The sequence below is a fragment of the Methylophilus sp. 42 genome (assembly GCF_000384155.1).
Lineage (GTDB): Bacteria > Pseudomonadota > Gammaproteobacteria > Burkholderiales > Methylophilaceae > Methylophilus.
In genome coordinates this window covers 2,686,320-2,706,653 of the sequence record NZ_KB913031.1, presented here as the reverse complement: position 1 = coordinate 2,706,653, position 20,334 = coordinate 2,686,320, and the positions used below count along the sequence as shown (strand labels likewise).

Sequence of the window (20,334 nt, the reverse complement as noted above, 5' to 3'; positions counted from 1 at the left end):
CATATGTTATTAGAACTGACGAAATGGCTGGCATCGGATGTACACGGATTTCATGTATTTAATTACATCACCTTCCGTGCCGTCCTGGCGACGCTGACGGCGCTGGCGATCTCATTCCTGGTTGGCCCGGCCATGATCCGCAAGCTGACCGAGTACAAGGTCGGCCAGGCGGTACGTGATGATGGTCCACAAACACACCTGGTCAAGGCAGGTACACCAACCATGGGCGGTGCCCTGATCCTGGTGGCGATTTCAGTATCGACTTTGCTGTGGGGCAACCTGCATAACCGCTTTATCTGGGTGGTACTGATTACCACGCTGGGTTTTGGCGCGGTGGGCTGGGTCGATGACTACCGCAAAGTGGTCTACAAGAATCCTAAGGGTTTGTCTGCCAAAGAAAAATACTTCTGGCAAAGCCTGGTGGGTTTTGGTGTCGCCGGCTTCCTGTATGCAACGGCGACAACGCCGGTAGAAACGACGCTGATCGTGCCTTTCTTCAAGCACCTGGTGTTTCCGCTGGGCGCAGTGGGCTTCATCGTGCTGACTTACCTGGTGATTGTCGGTAGCAGCAACGCCGTGAACCTGACCGACGGCCTGGATGGCCTGGCGACCTTGCCAACCGTGATGGTCGGCAGTGCGCTGGCGATTTTCTCTTATGTGGCTGGTCACGCAGTGTTTTCCAAATACTTGGGGATTCCTTATGTCGCCGGTGCCAGCGAATTGATGGTGTTTTGCGCGGCCATGGCGGGTGCCGGCTTGGGCTTTTTGTGGTTTAACGCTTATCCGGCAGAAGTGTTTATGGGCGATGTCGGCGCGTTGGCACTGGGTGCTGCACTAGGTGTAGTGGCGGTGATTGTGCGCCAGGAGATCGTACTGTTCATCATGGGCGGTGTGTTTGTGATTGAAACCTTCTCGGTGGCGGCACAGGTGCTGTATTTCAAATATACCAAGAAGATGACAGGTACCGGCAAGCGTATTTTTCTGATGGCGCCTTTGCATCATCACTACGAGCAAAAAGGCTGGAAAGAGACGCAAGTCGTCGTGCGTTTCTGGATTATTACCATGATGTTGGTGCTGGTGGGGTTATCCACCTTGAAGTTGCGATAAGACACGGAATGCATCGTCAGGCGTGAACATGAAAAAACAGTTTGAACAACAGCGGATTGCAGTACTGGGACTGGGTGACACCGGCTTCTCGGCTTTGCGCTGGCTGCGCCATATGGGCGCAGATGTAGTGATGTTCGACTCACGCCTGCACCCGGCCGGGCAAGATCGTTTGCTTGCGGAGTTTCCGGAGGTGGAGTGCCACCTGGGACCTTTTAACCATGTCTTGTTATCCAGCATGGATTTGATTGTGGCCAGTCCTGGCGTCTCACTCAACGAGCCAGTCATTGCACAGCTGATGGCACAGGGCAAGCATGTGGTCGGCGATGTCGAGTTGTTTGCGCGCTTCCGTGCCCCTTATGCCAAGGTGATCGCGATTACCGGTTCCAACGGTAAAACGACCGTCACGTCACTGGTGGGTGAAATCTGCAAGCAGGCTGGATTGAATACCATTGTTGCCGGCAATATCGGTTTACCGGTGCTGGATACCTTGCAGATGACGGCGCCTGATGTTTATGTGCTGGAGTTATCCAGCTTCCAGCTGGAAGGTATCCATCAACTGCAAATAGATGCGGCGACTATTCTCAACCTGTCTGAAGATCATATGGATCGCTATGACGGCATGGAAGGTTATGCGCAAGCCAAGGCACGCATTTACCAACACGCGCGCATTGCTGTGGTGAATCGTGATGACCCTGCCAGTGCGGCCTTGGCTGGTCAGCTGCCACAGGTGTCGTTTGGTGTGAATCCGGCACCATCGATCAATGATTACGGCCTCAACGACGCCGGCTGGTTATGCGCGGGCAACCGTCATTACATTGAAGCTGACAGCTTGCAGATTCGCGGCAAACACAATATCGCCAACGCGCTGGCAGCCATTGCGCTGACACAAGCGATCGGCATCGACAAAGTCTCTATCCTGCATACGGTGCAGGCATTTGCAGGCTTGCCGCATCGCGTAGAGTGGGTGGCAAATATCGACGATGTCGATTTCTATGATGATTCTAAAGGCACCAATGTCGGCGCGACCTGCGCTGCGATTAGTGGCATGCTCAAGCAGGGCAAGCCGCAAAAAGTAGTATTGATCGCCGGTGGTGATGGCAAGGGCCAGGATTTTACACCTTTGCGTGAAGCAATTTTGCATCACGCCAGAGCCGTGGTGCTTATCGGTCGCGATGCGCCAAAAATCCAGCAGGTCCTGCATAACCTGCAATTGCCAGTCGTCGATGCGGTTGATTTAACCGCCGCTGTCCATATTGCCAAAACCTTGGCCGAAGCGGGCGATGCCGTCCTGTTATCACCAGCTTGCGCCAGCTTTGATATGTTCCGCAATTACGAACATAGGGCCGAAGTGTTCGTTGAGGCTGTGAAAACCATGGAGGCCGCATGCTTGGGCCATTGATGATGAACCGCGAGCGTTATAACTCCCCCAACTACGATGTATCGCTGTTGTGGGTAGTGTTGTCATTGCTGGCGTTTGGCATGGTCATGGTGTATTCCGCCTCAATTGCTTACGCAGATTCAAGCAAGATGTTTGGTCATAACAGCACCTATTTCCTGATGCGTCAGGCCTTGTATATCGTGGTCGGCCTGGTGGCGGCCGTGATTGTGTTCCAGGTGCCTATGGCCTGGTGGCAAAAGATGTCGCCTTACCTGTTCATTATGGGCATCGTCTTGCTGATCATGGTGCTGATTCCAGGCATCGGCAAAGTGGTCAACGGCAGCCGTCGCTGGATTTCCTTGCTCGTCATGAATCTGCAACCTTCAGAACTCATGAAGCTGTTTATCGCCATGTATGCCTCCGATTACGCTGTACGCAAAGCCGGCAGCATGCATAGCTTTAAAAAAGGATTCTTGCCCATGCTGGGCGTGATGGTCTTTGTTGGGGTGTTGCTACTGAAGGAGCCGGATTTCGGTGCCTTTGCCGTCACCGCCTCCATCGCGTTCTCTATCATGTGGCTGGGCGGCGTCAACCTGAAGGTGTTCCTGGCCATGCTAGGCGCCTTGCCATTGGCTGTGATCGGCCTGGTGGTAATGGAGCCCTATCGTCTGGAGCGTATGAAGGGCTTTTTGAATCCGTTTGATGACCCGTTTGATACCGGTTACCAGTTGTCACATGCGCTGATCGCGTTTGGCCGTGGCGAGTTCTGGGGCGTAGGTCTCGGTGGCAGCGTAGAAAAATTATTGTATTTGCCAGAAGCGCATACCGACTTCCTGCTGGCGGTGGTGGCTGAAGAGCTGGGGTATGTCGGCGTGCTGGTGGTGGTGTTGCTGTTTGCCTGGCTGGTTATCCGTGCCTTCAGTATCGCCAAAGAAGCCGTGGCTAACGAACGTTATTACTCTGCCTTGCTGGCGCAAGGCATTGGTGTGTGGATGGGCGTGCAAGGCTTTATCAATATGGGCGTGAACATGGGCCTGCTGCCGACCAAAGGGCTGACTTTGCCATTGTTGTCTTACGGCGGCAGCGGCATCCTGGCGAATTGCATTGCGCTGTCGGTGCTGCTGCGTATCGATTTCGAGAACCGTCGCTTGCAGAAAGGCTTGAACTGATGAGCCGTTCATACACATTGATGGTGATGGCCGGTGGCACCGGTGGGCATGTTTACCCAGCCATGGCGGTGGCCGACGCGCTGCATGCGCAAGGCTGGAAAATCGTCTGGCTGGCCACTGAAGGCGGTATGGAAAACCGCCTGATTGCCGACAAACCTTATGACAAAGCCATGATGACGATGCGAGGCGTGCGTGGCAAAGGCCTGCTGGGCTGGCTGACTTTACCCGTGAAGCTGGTGCGCGCCTTTGCACAAGCCAGACAAGCCATCCGCCAACATCAGCCGGATGTGGTGCTGGGCATGGGCGGTTTTGCGGCGTTTCCGGGCGGTGTGATGGCCAGGTTGGCGGGTATACCGCTGGTGATTCATGAGCAAAACTCAATTGCAGGGCTGACCAATAAAGTGTTGGCCAAGATCGCTCACCGTGTATTGACTGGTTTTCCGGGGGCTTTGGGCACTAAAGGCGAGATGGTGGGTAATCCGGTGCGTGAAGGCATTACGACATTGCCCACACCGGAACAACGTTTTGCCGACCATCATGGCGTGTTGCGCGTGTTAGTGGTAGGCGGCAGCCTGGGTGCGGTCGCCTTGAATACCTTGTTGCCACAGGCGTTTGCGCAATTACCTGTCAATGCGCGTCCGCAGATTATTCACCAGGCCGGTGAAAAACAGTTTGAGGCTCTGAAAAAGGCTTATGCCGATGCTGGTGTAGCTGCAGATTGCCGTGCCTTTATCCACGATATGGCTGAAGTGTATGCCTGGGCGGATTTGGTGGTTTGCCGCGCTGGGGCATTGACCGTGGCTGAACTGGCTAATGTTGGTGCCGCCAGCATCCTGGTGCCGTTCCCATTTGCGGTGGATGATCACCAGACAACGAATGCGGCTTATTTGCAGCAGGCAGGTGCGGCTTTGCTGATACAGCAGCGTGATATGGATGTCGCGCAATTAGCGGCGACTTTGCAAACGCTGGATAGACCGACTTGCCTGGCGATGGCACAGAAAGCACGGGCGCTGGCCAGGCCGCAAGCCACGCAACAGGTTGCACAAATTTGCCAGCAGCTGGCGACAGGCAATAAAAAAGGAACACCAGGTTCAGCATGAAACATAAAGTTAAAAAAATACATTTTATCGGTATCGGCGGCTCAGGCATGAGCGGCATTGCCGAGGTGTTGCTGAACCTGGATTTTGAAGTCAGCGGCTCTGACCTGGCCAGCAATGCGACCACCAAACGCCTGCAAGGTTTTGGTGCAACGGTGTTTCAGGGGCACGCGACCGAGCACCTGAATGATGCCGATGTGGTGGTGGTCTCCAGTGCCATTAACGAAGAAAACCCGGAAATCATCGCCGCACGTGCGCGTAAGGTGCCGGTAATTCCGCGCGCAGTGATGCTGGCAGAACTTATGCGCTTTAAGCAAGGTATTGCCATCGCCGGTACGCATGGCAAAACCACGACCACCAGCCTGATTGCCAGCATTCTGGCCGAAGCAGATATGGACCCGACCTTTGTCATCGGCGGCAAACTGGAGGCCGCCAGTGCCAATGCACGCCTGGGCACGGGTGAGTGGATCGTGGTGGAAGCTGACGAGTCTGATGCGTCCTTCTTGCACCTGACCCCGATCATGGCGGTGGTGACCAATATCGACCAGGACCATATGGATACTTATGAACACAGTTTTGAGAAGCTCAAAACCGCGTTCGTTGAATTTTTGCAGCAGATACCATTCTGGGGCATGGCGGTGTTGTGTATTGATGATGCCAATGTGCGTGAAATCCTGCCGCGCGTGACCCGCCCGGTCACCACTTACGGCACACATGAAGAGGCTGCAATTCGTGCCGAGAATATTGTGGCCGATAACGGCAAGATGCATTTCACGCTAGTGCGTAAAAACGGCGTGACAGTGCGCAACGAAGTGACACTGAACTTGCCCGGCCATCATTATGTATTGAACGCGCTGGCCGCGATTGCGATTGCCACCGAATTGAATGTGCCGGATGCGGCCATTCTGAAAGCCCTGGCAGAGTTCCGCGGCGTTGGTCGTCGTTTTGAGCGTTATGGCGAGATTCCGGTCAATGGCGGTCACTTTACCCTGGTGGATGACTACGGTCATCACCCGATTGAGATGCAGGCAGTGATTGCGGCGGCGCGTGGCGCTTTTCCAGATCGCCGACTGGTGCTGGCGTTCCAGCCGCATCGTTACACGCGTACGCGTGACTGCTTTGAAGATTTCGTCAAAGTGTTGTCCACCGTTGATGCCTTGTTGCTGACAGAAGTGTACTCGGCTGGGGAGACACCGATTGTGGCCGCGGATACGCGTAGCCTGATTCGCGCCATTCGCGTCAATGGCAAGGTCGAGCCGCGTTTCGTCGAAACCACCGATGAATTGCCTGCCACCATCCTGGAAAGTGTACAACCGGGTGATGTAGTGGTGGTGATGGGGGCTGGCAACATTGGCAGCGTCGCAGCGAGAACCAGGGAGCTGGCCAGCGTATGAGCGCCTCAGGATTAAAAGCGACTGGCCTGCAAGTGCTGAATAACGAGCCATTGGCACGCTATACCAGCTGGCGCGTCGGTGGTCCGGCAGACCGCCTGGTGCTGGCTGATAGCGTAGAACATCTGCAGCAGTTTTTGCAGCAATTGCCAGCCAGCGAACCACTGACCTTTATTGGTCTGGGCAGTAACTTGCTGGTGCGTGATGGCGGTGTGCGCGGCACAGTCGTGGTGATGCACCAGGCGCTGCAAGCGCTGGAGATGCACGGTGAACGTGTGTACGCCGATGCCGGTGTGACTTGCGCCAAATTGGCCCGTTTTGCTGCCAGTCACAATAAAGCAGGTGCGGAGTTTATGGCGGGTATTCCAGGCACCGTAGGCGGTGCGCTGGCGATGAATGCTGGTTGTTATGGTGGTGAAACTTGGCAATGGGTAGATCAGGTAAAAACGATTAATCGTCGTGGTGATGTGCAAGTGCGATCACGTACGGAATACCGGCCTAGCTATCGCCATGTGGTGCATCCGGCGGCAGACGAGTGGTTTCTGGGCAGCTGGTTTGCGGTACCCGCGGGCGATGGTCAAGCGTCTGCCGAACAGATTAAACAGTTGCTGGCAAAACGCCTGGCGAGCCAGCCACTGAATATGCCGAGCGCAGGATCAACGTTCAGGAATCCTGAGGGTGATTTTGCTGCCAGGTTGATAGAAGCGTCAGGACTCAAAGGCACCACCATTGGTGGGGCGCAGGTGTCTGAAAAGCATGCCAACTTTATTGTGAATTTGGGTCAGGCGACAGCAGCTGACATTGAGACCTTGATTGAGCACGTTAAAACCACGGTGCTTGAACAGCAAGGGATCGCGTTGATACAGGAAGTGAAAGTGATTGGGGAAGGTGTTTTAAAAGTATGAGTGTGAGTCAACAGTCATTTGGCAAGGTCGCGGTACTGTTCGGCGGCCGTTCTGGCGAGCGTGAAGTGTCGCTCAAAAGTGGTTCTGCTGTCTTGGCGGCATTGCAACGTCAGGGCGTGGATGCGCATGCGTTTGATCCAGCCAGTCAGCACCTGTCTGCCTTGAAAGCGTTTGACCGCGCCTTTATCGCCTTGCATGGTCGCTACGGTGAAGACGGCACGATTCAAGGTGCGCTGGAACTCATGGATATTCCTTATACGGGCAGCGGCGTCATGGCTTCCGCGCTGGGCATGGATAAATGGCGTACCAAGTTGTTGTGGACGGCTGCTGGCGTCACCACGCCTAACTATGTGCTGATGGATGACAGTACACATGCTGAAAATGTAGTCACTGCGCTTGGCTTGCCGCTGTTTGTAAAACCGGCCAACGAAGGCTCCAGCATTGGTGTAAGCAAAGTTAAACAGGCGGGCGATTTAATGGCGGCTTATCACCTGGCCAAACAGTCAGACCCGCTGGTGATTGCCGAGCAGTTTGTCGGTGGCGGCGAGTATACCGTCGGCATCCTGGGTGAGACTGCACTGCCTATCGTGCGCATTGTGCCTAAAAACGAATATTACGATTACGAAGCCAAGTATTTGCGTGATGACACCGAGTATCGCTGCCCGAGCGGCCTGTCTGCCGAGCAGGAAAAGCAAATCCAGGCCGAAGCCTTGCAGGCTTTTAACGTACTGGGTTGCCGTGGCTGGGGCCGTGTCGATTTTCTGATGGATGAGTCTGGTAAGCACTATTTCCTGGAAGTGAATACCAGCCCGGGTATGACGGATCACAGCCTGGTGCCGATGGCGGCCAAGGCTGCTGGCATGGACTTTGAGGCACTGGTGATTCGTATTTTGCAACAAACGTTGCGTGAAGTGTAAAGAGGACGACTACGACGATGTGGGATAGACCAACATTGCTGAACTGGATCGCCAACCTGCTGTTTTCACTGGCAGTGGTGATGCTGCTTTACGCCATGTTGTTTGTGGTGCTGCATTTGCCTATCTTCCCGGTCAAACAGGTACAGGTCGAAGGCAACCTGGATCATGTCAATCATGAGCAGATTCAGTTGATCGTCAGCAAGTACCTCAAGGGGAACTTCTACACCCTGGATTTGCAGCGTACGCGTGCCGCATTTGAAAAATTGCCCTGGGCACGCAAGGTGAGTGTGCGTCGCCAGTGGCCGGACACCATTGTCGTGCAGATTGAAGAACATCAGGCCCTAGGTCGCTGGGGCGGCGTGGCACTGGTGAACCGTCATGGCGAGTTGTTCCAGGCCGCGTCTGATGAACAATTGCCGACTTTTTACGGCCCGGGCGATGCGATTAAAGAAGTGGCACAAGGCTATGCCAGTTTTGCCCAGATGCTGACGGATACCCCCCTGCAGATTCAGCAGTTGAGTTTGTCCTCACGCCGTGCCTGGGAGATCAAGACCGTGGATGGTCGACAAATGATGCTAGGCCGTGAAGCGGCCAAGCAGCGATTACAACAGTTTGTGTCGGCGTATCGCCAGCAGGCAAGTATCGCGGAAAGTGACTGGCGTTATGCCGATTTGCGTTACCCCAACGGCTTTGCCTTGCGCATGCCGCGCAGTGGCGCCTGAGAATAAGACTGCCAGAAAGAAGTTCAAGGAAAAGACATGAGTAGAGTCAGAGAAGATAAAAATTTAATCGTGGGGCTGGATATCGGCACCTCGAAGATTGTTGCGATTGCGGCCGAGATTTTGCCGGAAGGCACATTGAAGGTGATTGGTGTCGGGCAACATGCTTCCCGTGGCTTGAAAAAAGGCGTGGTGGTGAATATTGACTCCACCATGCAGGCGATTCAGCGTGCGATTGAAGAAGTCGAACTGATGGCGGATTGCAAAATTAATACCGTGTACTCAGGCATTGCTGGCAGCCATATCAAGAGCCTGAATTCACATGGCATGGTGAAGATTAAAGAGAGCGAAGTGTCGCAGATGGATATCGACCGTGTGGTGGAAACCGCCCGCGCGATTGCCCTGCCTGCTGACCAGCAGATTCTGCATATCCTGACCCAGGAATTCATTATCGATGGCCAGGAAGATGTGCGCGAACCCTTGGGTATGAGCGGCATCCGCCTCGAAGTGCGTGTGCATATTGTCACTGGCGCCATTGCAGCGGCACAGAATATCGTCAAGTGCATCAAGCGCTGTGGGCTCGAAGTAAGTGACCTCATTTTGCAACCGTTAGCGTCGAGTGAGTCTGTGCTCACTGATGATGAAAAAGAACTGGGCGTGTGCCTGGTGGATATTGGTGGCGGTACGACTGATTTGGCTGTGTTCAAGAATGGTGCCATTCGTCATACGGCGGTGATCCCGATTGCCGGTGACCAGATTACTAATGACATCGCGGTGGCCTTGCGTACGCCGACGCAGTCAGCAGAAGAAATCAAGGTCAAGCATGGCTGTGCCTTGCGCCAGCTGGCTGACCCGCGTGAAGTGGTGGAGGTGCCGGCGGTGGACGGCCGTGAGCCACGCCAGTTGTCTTGCCAGGCCTTGACCGAGGTGATTGAAGACCGCGTGGAGGAGATTTATGAGTTTGTGCAGCAAGAGCTGCGCCGCAGCGGCATGGAATCCATGATCGCCTCCGGCATCGTCATTACCGGCGGCGCGGCACAAATGCGTGGCATGGTTGAGTTGGGTGAAGAAATTTTCCATACCCCGGTACGCCTGGGCGTGCCCAGGGGCGTGGAAGGATTGTCCGAAGTGGTGGGCAATCCACGTTATGCCACCGGCATAGGCTTGTTGCTGATGGCCAAGCAGCAGGTAGAAAAACAAATGGTGGGTAATTTGCAATCTGGCTCAGTTGGCAGATTGCTGGAGCGGATGAAGAGTTGGTTTACCGGTAATTTTTAGGGTTTTGTTGTTTTTTTAAACTGTTTTAGGGCGAGTGTGCGGGGCAAACCAATCACTCAAATAATAGGCAATGGAGGGTTAGTATGATTGAGATTTTTGACAAAGAGAATGACGGCGCCGTGATCAAGGTAATTGGTGTCGGTGGTTGCGGTGGTAACGCCGTTGAGCACATGATGACCAAGAGCGTGACTGGCGTTGAGTTTATTTGCGCCAACACCGACATGCAGGCACTGAAGAAGAGCCATGCCAAAGTCGTGCTGCAAATTGGTTCTGATATCACCAAAGGTCTGGGCGCTGGCGCCAAACCGGAAATCGGCCGCGAAGCTGCATTGGAAGACCGTGACAGCATTGCAGAAACCATTGATGGTGCTGACATGCTGTTTATTACTGCAGGTATGGGTGGCGGTACTGGTACCGGTGCGGCACCAATTATTGCCGAAGTCGCCCGTGAAATGGGTATCCTGACTGTGGCCGTGGTGACCAAGCCTTTCGCATTTGAAGGCAAGCGCGCCAAAGTGGCACAAGAAGGCCTGGAAGAACTTTCACAGTATGTCGACTCTCTTATCGTTATCCCTAACGAAAAGTTGATGGATGTATTGGGTGAAGACGTGACTGTGGTAGAAGCCTATCGTGCTGCCAACGACGTGTTGCATAACGCCGTCTCTGGCATTGCTGAAATTATCAATTGCCCAGGCATGGTGAACGTTGACTTTGCTGACGTACGCACCGTGATGTCTGAAATGGGCATGGCAATGATGGGTTCTGCTGAAGCCAGCGGCCCTAACCGTGCGCGTATCGCCGCCGAACAAGCGGTCGCCAGCCCATTGCTGGAAGACGTGAATCTGGCAAACGCCCGTGGTGTATTGGTCAACATCAGCGCCAGTGGCAGCTTCAAAATGCGTGAATACTATGATGTGATGAATACCATCAAAGAGTTCACTGCTGAAGATGCGACCGTGATCGTGGGTAATGTGATGGACGAAAGCATGGGTGACAACCTGCGCGTGACCATGGTGGCCACCGGTTTGAATGGTTCACTGGGCAAACGTCAGGCCAAACCTGAGCTCAAAGTCATGACCACGCTGCGTGATGGTACGACCAACCAGCCGATCTTCAACACGGTGGTGGAAGAAGATGAGCCAGCGGTATTTACCAGCAACAGCCGTCGTGCACAGGTTGAAGCCATGAAAAACTCCGGGATTGAAGAATATGATATTCCAGCGTTTTTGCGTAAACAGGCTGATTAATCGTTAAGGTTGGATTGCCTGACCAGCAAAGGCTGGTGCAATCTCGCCATGTGATTAAATGGCTGGTGACGGATTGGCTTATAATAATAGTGATTCATTAACACAGAGAAAACCATGTTAAAGCAACGCACGCTTAAACAATCGATCAGCGCCACTGGCGTTGGGCTGCACAGCGGTGAGAAAGTCACGCTGACGCTCAAACCTGCGCCCGCTGATCACGGAGTGGTGTTCCAGCGTGTCGATTTGCCCGATACGCCTGCCATGCGGGTCGCCCCGACGGCAGTGAATGACACTCGCCTGAGCTCCGCCCTAGAGTTTTCAGGTGCGCGCGTTGCGACCGTGGAGCATTTGATGTCTGCCCTCGCCGGTTTGGGGGTAGATAATGTGCTGATAGAACTGACGGCCGCTGAAGTGCCCATCATGGATGGCAGTTCAGGGCCGTTTATCTATTTGCTGCAGACTGCGGGTCTGCAAGAACTGGAAGTGCCGAAGAAATTTGTGCGCATCCTCAAGCCGGTTGAAGTGACCGATGGCGATAAATGGGCAAAATTTACGCCGCACCATGGCTTTAAAGCCGAATTTACCATTGATTTTGCACACCCCGTGTTCGAATTCTCAGGCAAAACCGTGACCATTGATTACGATAGCCAGAGTTATGTCGACGAAATCAGCCGTGCCCGCACGTTTGGTTTTATGCACGAGGTGGAATACCTGCGCGCGAATGGTTTAGCGAAAGGTGGCAGCCTGGACAATGCGATTGTGCTGGATGAATATAAAGTCCTCAATGGCGGTGGTTTGCGCTATGACGACGAGTTCGCCAAACACAAGGTACTGGATGCGATTGGCGATCTGTATATTCTGGGCTACCCGATTATTGGCCAGTTTACGGCCTTTAAATCCGGCCATGCGCTGAATAACCAGTTATTGCGCGCTTTGCTGGCAGATGAAAGCGCCTGGGAATATTGCACCTTTGACAATGATGCACAGGCGCCGGTTGGCTTTCTTAAACAACGCGACTATTTTAGTCCGGCCCCCTTGCTGCCTGCCTGATTCATATGTGGTGGATACGTATTTTATTTACGGTGCTGGTGATTAGTACGCTGGTACTGGTACTGTTGGGATGGCAAACTGGCCAGCCACGTTATTGGCGCTGGCTCAAAACCGTCTGGCGCAGTGGCTTTGTGCTATTGCTGCTACTGTTGCTGTTTTTCTTTCTGAGTCGCTTGGCCAGAATTTAATTGTCATCACGTCGTGTACGTGATCGTTGACACATGAAGACTAGACTCACTTCCCTCCTTATTTTTGGCGCCTGTTTGCTAGGTTTGGCCAAGTCAGTCTTCGCTGGAGATGGCGATGTCTATCTCCAGGCCAAGCAGGCCTATCAAACGCGCAACCTGTCACAACTGGCCGAGGCTACTGAAACCCTCAGGCAGCGTCGTTCGCCCTTATTGCCCTACCTGCAATACTGGCAAATGATCCTGACCATGGACCAGTTGTCTTACACCCAGGTACAGGTATTTTTGCAGGAAAACAATGAATCCTTGTTGTCGCAGCGCGTACGCGAACTGTGGCTCAAACGGCTGGGCCGCGTGCAGTTCTGGGACCAGTTTATCGAGATGCGTGCGCAAATGCCGATGTATTACAGCATCAATGATGTGGGTAACCAGTGTTACCAGGTACAGGCAGGCATTGCGCTGGATGACCCCAATGCCTATGAAGATGGCAAAAAACTGCTGCTGGCAGGTAAAGATTTGCCTGCAGATTGCCAGGGCATGCTTGAAGCTTTGCAGCAAGTGGGCGTGCTGGATGAAAAGCTATTGCTGACCTTGTATCGCGATGCCTTGTTTAGCAATAAAACCAGCCTGGCCAAAGTGTTGGTCAAACGTAGTAGCAAAACCGATGCAGGGTTGCTGAAACAGATTGATGACATGGCGCAGAATCCTGCCCAAGCCTTGAAAAAAGGCGGCATTCAAGAGCGTTCACCTTATGCGCGTGCGCTGTACATGTATGCGATTCATCGCCAGGCCAAGGCGGATCTTGGCGTGGCGAAAACCAGCTACCAGAAATACAGCGGTTTGCTCGATAACGATGAAAAGCAACTGGCTCAGGCCTATATGGCACTCGAAGCCGCGCGCAAGCATGAGCCAGAGGCATTGCAGGGCTTTGGCAAAGTCAATGCCGCGTTGTTAAGCAGTGAGCAATGGGAGTGGTATGCGCGCACTGCCTTGCGCCAGCAAGACTGGGGCACGGTGCTCAAAGTCATTAATGACATGCCGGCCGTGTTGGCTGAGGAATCCACATGGCGTTATTGGAAAGCACGCGCCTTGATCGCCAAAGGCCAGGTGGCAGACGCCAACCAGATACTGGCCAAGCTCTCCCAGGAACGTCATTTTTACGGCTGGCTGGCGGCGGAAGATTTGGGGCCGGTGGTTAGTGAGCCGATGGCGACTTACCAGCCCAGTGATGAAGAAGTCCGCCAGTTTTCCAAACAGCCTGCGGTGAAGCGCATGGAGGCTTTGTTTGATGTCGAGGCCCGCTATGAGGCGCGGCTGGAGTGGATGTATCTGTTGGAAGCGCTGGATGATCCTACGCGTATCGTCGCCGCACAATATGGTTTGTTAAAGGGCTGGTATGACCTCGCTGTGCTGGCGGCTGATAAAACCAGCCGTACGCATAATTTTGAGTTACGCTATCCAACGCCTTATCGCGATTATTTGCAAAAAGCCTCGCGTAGTCGCGCCATTGATGAAGCCTGGGTCTATGGCATCATTCGCCAGGAAAGCCGTTTCATGCACTACGCCAAGTCATCGGTGGGCGCAGGTGGCCTGATGCAGGTGATGCCTGCTACTGCCAAATGGATCGCTAAAAAACTCGGCTGGAGCAGTTATAACGATGGCATGCTGCACGACATTGATACCAATGTGAACCTGGGGACTTATTACATGCGCTATACACTGGATACCTTTAATGGCCAGGAAGTGATGGCGACGGCGGCCTATAATGCAGGCCCTAGCCGCGCCCGACGCTGGGCGGCCAATGCCCCGTTGGAAGGCGCCATTTATGCAGAAACCATCCCGTTTAGTGAAACACGCAATTATGTGAAAAAAGTGTTGGCCAATGCGCATATGTACGCCCCGCGGCTGGGCCTGCCCATGCTGACACTTAAAAAACGTTTGGGCACCATCCCTGCCCGCAGTACGGGTGACGTTGAAAACGTGACCACCACTATCAGCATTTCGGAGCAGGAGTAGCTTGCATCTGGATTTTGGTACAATAGGGCTAATCGCAAGACGGATCAGGAATAAGCATGATGAAGACAGTGACTGTATTAGGTGGTAGCGGTTTTGTAGGCAGTAGTGTGGTTGCCAGGTTAGACCAGGCGGGCTATCAGGTCAAAGTACTGACGCGCCGTCGTGAACAGGCCAAGCACCTGATCCTGTTGCCCAATGTGCAAGTGGTTGAAAGCGATATCCACGACCAGGCCGCGCTGAAGGCGCAATTGCAGGGCAGTGATGTGGTGATTAACCTGATCGGTATTTTGCATCAGACCAGCGACAACGGCTTTGAAAAAATGCATCACCAGTTTCCACGCCGTGTTGCGCAATTATGCGAAGAGTTAGGCATTCCACGCTTGTTGCACATGAGTGCCTTACAAGCTTCTGTGAATGCACCGAGTGAGTATTTACGCAGCAAAGCAGCTGGTGATCAGGCCGTGCTGGAATTCAGCAAAAAACTGCATGTCACCATTTTCAGGCCATCGGTTATTTTTGGGACCCGCGACCGCTTTATTAATTTATTCGCCAAACTGATACAGGCCATTCCGGTGCTGGCGCTCGCCATGCCGCAAGCCAAGTTTCAGCCAATTTGGGTAGAGGATGTCGCCGCTGCCATGGTCAATGCTGTGGATGAACCCGCAACTTATGGCAAAACTTATGAGCTCGGTGGCCCGGCTATCATGACCTTGCAGCAAATCATGGAGGCGGTGATGAAGACGATCAATGTACAGCGCCCGATTATTGGCCTGAGTCTGAATATGTCCTTGTTGCAGGGCAGCTTTATGCAGTTGCTACCGATCAAACTCCTTTCTCGCGACAATGTGAAATCGATGCAGGTGGATAATGTTTGCCAGCAACCGATGGCGAACGAGCTGTGTGTGGTGCCTACGGATATGTTTGCGGTAATCTCGGGTTACCTGGTGAAGAACAATCCGCGCGGCGCTTATGACCAGTTTCGTGCCGCTGCCGGTCGTGTCATTAACGCCAGGCGCTAACCAGGCATGCAGATTTACCAGGTAGGCGGCGCGGTCCGCGATAGTCTGCTTGGCTTGCCGGTGAAAGACCGTGATTATGTGGTCGTCGGTGCCACCCCTGAACAAATGCTGGCTGCAGGCTATCGCGCCGTTGGCAAAGACTTTCCTGTTTTTTTACATCCCAAGACTCAACAAGAGTACGCGCTTGCACGTACCGAACGTAAAACCGGCAAAGGCTACAAGGGATTTAGCGTCTATGCTGATCCTGAAGTGACGTTGGAAGAGGATCTCGCGCGACGCGATTTTACGATCAATGCCATCGCACAGGCTGAAGATGGCAGCCTGATAGACCCTTTTAGCGGCCAATTGGATATCCAGGAAAAAGTCCTTCGACACGTCACCGATGCTTTTGGTGAAGATCCGGTGCGCATCCTGCGCGCCGCCCGTTTTTTAGCGCGGTTTACCGAGTTTACTGTCGCGCCGGAAACCTTGTCCCTGATGCGCGAGATGGTGGCTGCCGGTGAAGTTGACGCGCTAGTGCCTGAGCGTGTGTGGCAGGAAATCGCCAAAGGTCTGATGGAAAAACAGCCTAGCCGTATGTTTGATATGTTGCGTGACTGCGGCGCGTTGAAAATCATCCTGCCTGAGCTTGACCGCTTGTGGGGAGTGCCGCAAACGGCTACATATCACCCGGAAATCGATACCGGCATTCACGTCATGATGGTGATTGATTATGCCGCCAAGCAAGGCTACAGCTTGCCAGTCAGGTTTGCTGCACTGACCCATGATTTGGGCAAGGGCACAACACCTGTAGAGGTATTGCCGCGCCATATCGGCCATGAGTTGCGCAGTGTGGACCTCATTCGCGAAGTGGTTGCCCGCCTGCGGGTGCCGAATGATTGCAAGGATCTGGCACTGGTCGTGGCCAAATATCATGGTAAATTGCACGCCGCCCGGCAAATGAAATCCAGTACTTTATTGCAGTTTCTGGAAGAGCTCGATGCCTTCCGCCAACGTCCACGTTTCGCGGATTTTTTGCTCGCTTGTGAGTGCGATAGCCGCGGGCGCTTGGGGCTGGAAGCGTGCCCCCTGGAAGATGCCGCGCATCTGACCATTGCCTTGCAAGCGGCACTCACTGTAGATGCAGGTGCCATCGCCAAACAATGCAGTTCCCCAGTGCATATCAAGCAATCTGTGGCCGAGGCGCGTATACACGCCATTCAGGCCGCGCTGCATTAGCGCCATCAGGCCTGCTTCAAATGCTTTTTACCTCAATCCGATTCCTGCCATTGCGTTTGGCTTGATACATCAGGGCATCTACAGATTCAACAAATGTTTTGAGGTCATCGGTTTGGCTGGGGGTGATGCTGCCCGCACCAACACTAATCGTCAGTATCTGGCTGACTTCTGATTTTGCATGCGGGATTTGCTCTTTGAACACCAGGTTACGGCAACGCTCGGCAATTTTGCTGGCCGAGACGTCATTGGTCTCTGGCAGGATCAGCGCAAACTCTTCACCGCCAAAACGGGCAAAAAAGTCCTTGGCACGCACACCCGCCTGCGCCACCTGCTTGAGCACTTCATCGCCTTGCAGATGTCCGTAAAAATCATTGAACTGCTTGAAGTAGTCGATATCAATCATGATCAGTGACAACGGCTGCTGGTGTTGTCTGGCTTCCAGCCATTCACGTTCCAGTACCGTATCAAACATGCGGCGATTGGCGACACCGGTCAAGCCGTCTTTATAAGAAAGCTCTTCCAGTTTTCTTTGCATGATCAGCAATTGCTCTTCGGTCTTTTTACGTTCACTGATATCAAACATAAAGCCGATGAGCGCTTCGGGCTCACCGCTAGGCGCCCGTATGACATGCACGACATCACGTATCCAGACAAAATCACCAGTGGCTGTCAGTGCGCGGTAATCCGCTTCGTGATCCAGGCCTTGCAACGATTGCTGGACGCAAAAGTTGAACACACGTTCACGGTCTTCTTCATGAATACGGTTAACCCAGTCTTCAACTGATTGCCAGCTCGATGGTGCCCAGCCCAGCAATGGTTCGATTTGTGGGCCGATGTAGCTGAATTGCTTGCTAGCCCAGTCTATCTTCCACGGGATGGCCTTGGTCGATTCGAGTAACGTTTTGTAGATGTCACTGTCGTTGGGAGGGGAGTTGTCCATATCACGCAAGTATTTATCACTATGTATGGCTTAGAGTAGCGGACTGCGGCAAACGCCGCAATAGTCCATTGGCGTCATTCACGTAATAAAGCGTTAATCAGGTGAGCCGCGGCATGGCAGGCGCCGACCTGTTTAGCAGTGAGACTAGTGGATATTCAGGTAGTGCTGAATCACCAGCTTGGCCAGGAAACCCACCATGCCTAATGTGAGCGCGAGAAACAAGGCGAATGTCCCGGTTTTACCCGCTTTGGATTTCCAGGCCAGGTTGCCGACAATAAAAACGATGAACAGAATGAGGCCGGCAAGGCCCCAGCTCATGCCAAACTCGGTCAGCTGGGCTTCATTCATGCCAAAAACAGTGGTTTCCATCTATAACGCTTTCTTACTATTGCTTATTGCAAACAGCCGGTAATCAGTTGTGTGACGTGCTGTTCAAGGTTGTCGCTGGGTTTACGCTTGAAGCCGCTTTTGGCAAAGGCATGCCAGCGGCCAAGTACAAAACTGATCATGGTGTTGGCGGCGATGCCAGCATCGGTGATTTTATTGCCTTGTGCCTCAGCAATACGCAGTGACTGCTTCAGGCTGGCTTCGAGGCGGTCCAGTAACTGGTTGATGCGGGCTTGCAAGGCGTCGTCTTCATTGACCAGCGCATCGCCTATTAGCACGCGTGACATGCCCGGGTTGCGCTCGGCAAACTTGAGCATGGTTTGCAACATCAGTTGCACTTGCTTGAGGCCATCAGTTTCGTCGGTGGTGATTTTATTCATCACGCCAAACAGCGCGCCTTCAATAAACTCAATCAGGCCTTCAAACATTTTGGCTTTGTTGGCAAAGTGGCGATATAACGCGGCCTCTGACACCTCCAGTTTGGCTGCCAGCGCGGCGGTCGTGATTTTTTCACCGCGCGGTGTTTGCAGCATGCCTGCCAGTGTTTCCAGAATTTGCTGTTTGCGGTTTGCGCGTACTTCTTTATTGATGGTTGCCATAATGATTTCGGGACCCAACCCCATGCTGATGTTGTTATTTTGACCGCTATTTTAACTGTATTCGCTCAGCACGGGAATGCATAGGGTGCTTTTTTCAATGCACTGTGAGTGAGTGCCAACACATGCGGCAACCTATATTGCACAAAGTTCGGTTTGTGCAATCGACGGCTGATCCATACGGTGCGCATGCCGAGTCGTTTGGCCGTCATCAGGGCGGGCAGGCTGTCTTCAAACAGGGTGCAGTCTTCGGCGCGGCATTGCAGTTGCCGCAATAACAGGCGAAAACCACGGACGCTAGGTTTGGCATGGAAACGGCTGGATTCGACGCTGAATACCAATGAAAAACAATCGGCAATACCCAGCACCTCCAGCACATGCAGGGCATACGCGCGCGGGGCATTGGTGAAAATGCATTTTCGCCCCGGCAAGCGCTGAATCAATTGACGTAACTGCTTGGTGGTTTGCACCATGTCGTCGGTCAGAAAAGCATGCGTTTCTGACAGGAAGTGATGGGGATTGACACCATGATGGCGCATCAGGCCTTTGAGGGTGGCGCCATAAACGCGCCAGTAATGCTGGCGTAGCTGGTGCGCGGCCGCTTCTTCCATATCCAGCGTCTGCATGATGTAACGCGTCATGGATTGATTCATGACCGGGAAAATATGCGCAGAGGCATTGTGCAGGGTGTCATCCAGATCGAAAATCCACACCCTGCGCGACATATATTGCAATGCTTGATTTGTTAGTACGTAAGTAGGCGCTTACTTGGCTTTGATTAATGTGCCGACGCCTTCATCGGTCAACACTTCCAGTAATAACGCGTGTTCTACGCGGCCATCAATAATATGCACCGATTTAACGCCACTGCGCGCAGCATCCAGCGCTGAGCTGATTTTTGGCAGCATGCCGCCACTTAAGGTGCCGTCTTCTACCAGGTCGTCAATTTGTTTGGGCGTCAGGCCGGTTAACAGTTGGCCATTTTTATCCAGCACGCCAGGTGTGTTGGTCAGCAAAATCAGCTTTTCGGCATTGAGGATTTCTGCCAGTTTGCCCGCCACCACATCAGCGTTGATGTTGTAGGTTTCGCCATCACGGCCGACCCCAATTGGCGCCACCACAGGAATAAAGTCGCCGCTATCGAGGAAGTTGATAATACTCGGGTCTATGGCAGAAATTTCGCCAACCTGGCCAACATCAATCATCTTGCTCGGGTCTTTGAGGTCTTCCATCAGCAGCTTGTGCGCATGAATAAAGTTACCATCCTGCCCGGTCAGGCCCACGGCTTTGCCGCCATGGCGGTTAATCAGGTTCACAATCTCTTTGTTCACCTGGCCGCCGAGTACCATTTCCACTACGTCCATGGTTTCTTCATCAGTCACGCGCATGCCCTGGATGAACTCGCCTTTTTTGCCCAGCTTATCCAGCATTTCATTAATTTGCGGGCCGCCGCCATGCACCACCACCGGGTTCATGCCGACCAGTTTGAGCAACACCACGTCTTGTGCGAAGCACTCTTTCAGGCGCTCGTCAGTCATGGCATTGCCGCCGTATTTAATGACAATGGTTTTATCAAAAAAGCGTTTGATATACGGAAGCGCTTCAGACAGGGTTTGCGCTTTTTGGCTGGAGGTCGAGGTTTGCATAGGTCAAACTTTCATTCAATCATCAGGCGATTGCAGTCAATCGGGTACAGGCAGAATTTTAGCTAAAAA

Annotated in this window: 20 protein-coding genes; 15 read left to right on the top strand and 5 right to left on the bottom strand. The window is 53.3% G+C overall.

Features of this window, described 5'->3' with window-relative positions:
- The first annotated feature begins 3 nt into the window (after positions 1–3).
- From mraY to MET42_RS0112840, 15 genes are all read left to right on the top strand, one after another.
- The gene (gene mraY / locus MET42_RS0112910; RefSeq protein ID WP_019883487.1) at positions 4–1,107 is read left to right on the top strand and encodes a phospho-N-acetylmuramoyl-pentapeptide-transferase; all 1,104 of its coding nucleotides are present in this window, start codon (positions 4–6) and stop codon (positions 1,105–1,107) included.
- Between the two features lie 28 nt (positions 1,108–1,135).
- Complete coding sequence (gene murD / locus MET42_RS0112905) at positions 1,136–2,506, top strand: UDP-N-acetylmuramoyl-L-alanine--D-glutamate ligase (protein WP_019883486.1); 1,371 nt, start codon at positions 1,136–1,138, stop codon at positions 2,504–2,506.
- Complete coding sequence (gene ftsW / locus MET42_RS0112900) at positions 2,491–3,654, top strand: putative lipid II flippase FtsW (RefSeq protein WP_019883485.1); 1,164 nt, start codon at positions 2,491–2,493, stop codon at positions 3,652–3,654. The genes murD and ftsW overlap by 16 nt, the downstream gene beginning before the upstream one ends.
- On the top strand, positions 3,654–4,754 hold the full coding sequence (murG, locus tag MET42_RS0112895; protein WP_019883484.1) for an undecaprenyldiphospho-muramoylpentapeptide beta-N-acetylglucosaminyltransferase: 1,101 nt from the start codon (positions 3,654–3,656) through the stop codon (positions 4,752–4,754). The genes ftsW and murG overlap by 1 nt, the downstream gene beginning before the upstream one ends.
- Complete coding sequence (murC, locus tag MET42_RS0112890; RefSeq protein WP_019883483.1) at positions 4,751–6,145, top strand: UDP-N-acetylmuramate--L-alanine ligase; 1,395 nt, start codon at positions 4,751–4,753, stop codon at positions 6,143–6,145. The genes murG and murC overlap by 4 nt, the downstream gene beginning before the upstream one ends.
- Positions 6,142–7,047, top strand: a complete 906-nt coding sequence (murB, locus tag MET42_RS0112885; RefSeq protein WP_019883480.1) for a UDP-N-acetylmuramate dehydrogenase — start codon at positions 6,142–6,144, stop codon at positions 7,045–7,047. The genes murC and murB overlap by 4 nt, the downstream gene beginning before the upstream one ends.
- On the top strand, positions 7,044–7,964 hold the full coding sequence (locus MET42_RS0112880) for a D-alanine--D-alanine ligase (protein WP_019883478.1): 921 nt from the start codon (positions 7,044–7,046) through the stop codon (positions 7,962–7,964). The genes murB and MET42_RS0112880 overlap by 4 nt, the downstream gene beginning before the upstream one ends.
- A 17-nt stretch (positions 7,965–7,981) precedes the next feature.
- On the top strand, positions 7,982–8,686 hold the full coding sequence (locus MET42_RS0112875; RefSeq protein ID WP_019883477.1) for a cell division protein FtsQ/DivIB: 705 nt from the start codon (positions 7,982–7,984) through the stop codon (positions 8,684–8,686).
- 36 nt (positions 8,687–8,722) lie between these two features.
- On the top strand, positions 8,723–9,961 hold the full coding sequence (gene ftsA, locus MET42_RS0112870) for a cell division protein FtsA (protein WP_019883476.1): 1,239 nt from the start codon (positions 8,723–8,725) through the stop codon (positions 9,959–9,961).
- A gap of 83 nt (positions 9,962–10,044) precedes the next feature.
- Positions 10,045–11,208, top strand: a complete 1,164-nt coding sequence (ftsZ, locus tag MET42_RS0112865) for a cell division protein FtsZ (RefSeq protein ID WP_019883475.1) — start codon at positions 10,045–10,047, stop codon at positions 11,206–11,208.
- Between the two features lie 114 nt (positions 11,209–11,322).
- Positions 11,323–12,258, top strand: coding sequence for a UDP-3-O-acyl-N-acetylglucosamine deacetylase (gene lpxC / locus MET42_RS0112860; RefSeq protein ID WP_019883474.1), 936 nt, complete (start codon positions 11,323–11,325; stop codon positions 12,256–12,258).
- A gap of 5 nt (positions 12,259–12,263) precedes the next feature.
- Positions 12,264–12,446 (top strand): hypothetical protein, encoded by a 183-nt coding sequence (locus MET42_RS0112855; RefSeq protein WP_019883473.1) that lies wholly within the window; start codon positions 12,264–12,266, stop codon positions 12,444–12,446.
- Between the two features lie 33 nt (positions 12,447–12,479).
- Positions 12,480–14,459, top strand: a complete 1,980-nt coding sequence (locus tag MET42_RS0112850; protein ID WP_232411579.1) for a transglycosylase SLT domain-containing protein — start codon at positions 12,480–12,482, stop codon at positions 14,457–14,459.
- 56 nt (positions 14,460–14,515) lie between these two features.
- Positions 14,516–15,478, top strand: a complete 963-nt coding sequence (locus MET42_RS0112845; protein WP_019883471.1) for a complex I NDUFA9 subunit family protein — start codon at positions 14,516–14,518, stop codon at positions 15,476–15,478.
- Positions 15,479–15,484: 6 nt separating this feature from the next.
- A complete protein-coding gene (locus MET42_RS0112840; RefSeq protein ID WP_019883470.1) occupies positions 15,485–16,696 on the top strand; it encodes a multifunctional CCA addition/repair protein in 1,212 nt (403 codons plus the stop codon).
- A gap of 16 nt (positions 16,697–16,712) precedes the next feature.
- Here the strand turns inward: MET42_RS0112840 and MET42_RS0112835 are convergent, their stop codons facing one another.
- The 5 genes from MET42_RS0112835 to argB all read right to left on the bottom strand — a co-directional run bounded on the left by MET42_RS0112835 (position 16,713) and on the right by argB (position 20,265).
- Positions 16,713–17,636 (bottom strand): sensor domain-containing diguanylate cyclase, encoded by a 924-nt coding sequence (locus MET42_RS0112835; RefSeq protein WP_019883469.1) that lies wholly within the window; start codon positions 17,634–17,636, stop codon positions 16,713–16,715.
- Positions 17,637–17,780: 144 nt separating this feature from the next.
- The gene (locus MET42_RS0112830; protein ID WP_019883468.1) at positions 17,781–18,005 is read right to left on the bottom strand and encodes a DUF2788 domain-containing protein; all 225 of its coding nucleotides are present in this window, start codon (positions 18,003–18,005) and stop codon (positions 17,781–17,783) included.
- A gap of 23 nt (positions 18,006–18,028) precedes the next feature.
- Positions 18,029–18,646: a nucleoid occlusion factor SlmA gene (gene slmA, locus MET42_RS0112825; RefSeq protein ID WP_019883467.1), complete on the bottom strand. Its 618-nt coding sequence runs from the start codon at positions 18,644–18,646 to the stop codon at positions 18,029–18,031.
- Between the two features lie 41 nt (positions 18,647–18,687).
- Positions 18,688–19,344 (bottom strand): pyrimidine 5'-nucleotidase, encoded by a 657-nt coding sequence (locus MET42_RS0112820; protein ID WP_019883466.1) that lies wholly within the window; start codon positions 19,342–19,344, stop codon positions 18,688–18,690.
- A 39-nt stretch (positions 19,345–19,383) separates the two neighbouring features.
- Positions 19,384–20,265 (bottom strand): acetylglutamate kinase, encoded by an 882-nt coding sequence (gene argB, locus MET42_RS0112815; RefSeq protein WP_019883464.1) that lies wholly within the window; start codon positions 20,263–20,265, stop codon positions 19,384–19,386.
- Positions 20,266–20,334 lie beyond the last annotated feature (69 nt).

Excerpts from the sequence above, each read along its gene's own strand:
- murG (WP_019883484.1), top strand. The coding sequence starts at position 3,654 with ATGAGCCGTTCATACACATTGATGGTGATGGCCGGTGGCACCGGTGGG.
- MET42_RS0112830 (WP_019883468.1), bottom strand. The coding sequence starts at position 18,005 with ATGGAAACCACTGTTTTTGGCATGAATGAAGCCCAGCTGACCGAGTTT.
- MET42_RS0112875 (WP_019883477.1), top strand. The coding sequence starts at position 7,982 with ATGTGGGATAGACCAACATTGCTGAACTGGATCGCCAACCTGCTGTTT.
- MET42_RS0112880 (WP_019883478.1), top strand. The coding sequence starts at position 7,044 with ATGAGTGTGAGTCAACAGTCATTTGGCAAGGTCGCGGTACTGTTCGGC.
- murC (WP_019883483.1), top strand. The coding sequence starts at position 4,751 with ATGAAACATAAAGTTAAAAAAATACATTTTATCGGTATCGGCGGCTCA.
- slmA (WP_019883467.1), bottom strand. The coding sequence starts at position 18,646 with ATGGGGTTGGGTCCCGAAATCATTATGGCAACCATCAATAAAGAAGTA.
- MET42_RS0112840 (WP_019883470.1), top strand. The coding sequence starts at position 15,485 with ATGCAGATTTACCAGGTAGGCGGCGCGGTCCGCGATAGTCTGCTTGGC.
- ftsZ (WP_019883475.1), top strand. The coding sequence starts at position 10,045 with ATGATTGAGATTTTTGACAAAGAGAATGACGGCGCCGTGATCAAGGTA.
- ftsW (WP_019883485.1), top strand. The coding sequence starts at position 2,491 with ATGCTTGGGCCATTGATGATGAACCGCGAGCGTTATAACTCCCCCAAC.
- MET42_RS0112835 (WP_019883469.1), bottom strand. The coding sequence starts at position 17,636 with ATGGACAACTCCCCTCCCAACGACAGTGACATCTACAAAACGTTACTC.
- murB (WP_019883480.1), top strand. The coding sequence starts at position 6,142 with ATGAGCGCCTCAGGATTAAAAGCGACTGGCCTGCAAGTGCTGAATAAC.
- argB (WP_019883464.1), bottom strand. The coding sequence starts at position 20,265 with ATGCAAACCTCGACCTCCAGCCAAAAAGCGCAAACCCTGTCTGAAGCG.
- MET42_RS0112855 (WP_019883473.1), top strand. The coding sequence starts at position 12,264 with ATGTGGTGGATACGTATTTTATTTACGGTGCTGGTGATTAGTACGCTG.
- lpxC (WP_019883474.1), top strand. The coding sequence starts at position 11,323 with ATGTTAAAGCAACGCACGCTTAAACAATCGATCAGCGCCACTGGCGTT.
- MET42_RS0112850 (WP_232411579.1), top strand. The coding sequence starts at position 12,480 with ATGAAGACTAGACTCACTTCCCTCCTTATTTTTGGCGCCTGTTTGCTA.
- MET42_RS0112845 (WP_019883471.1), top strand. The coding sequence starts at position 14,516 with ATGATGAAGACAGTGACTGTATTAGGTGGTAGCGGTTTTGTAGGCAGT.
- murD (WP_019883486.1), top strand. The coding sequence starts at position 1,136 with ATGAAAAAACAGTTTGAACAACAGCGGATTGCAGTACTGGGACTGGGT.
- mraY (WP_019883487.1), top strand. The coding sequence starts at position 4 with ATGTTATTAGAACTGACGAAATGGCTGGCATCGGATGTACACGGATTT.
- ftsA (WP_019883476.1), top strand. The coding sequence starts at position 8,723 with ATGAGTAGAGTCAGAGAAGATAAAAATTTAATCGTGGGGCTGGATATC.
- MET42_RS0112820 (WP_019883466.1), bottom strand. The coding sequence starts at position 19,344 with ATGTCGCGCAGGGTGTGGATTTTCGATCTGGATGACACCCTGCACAAT.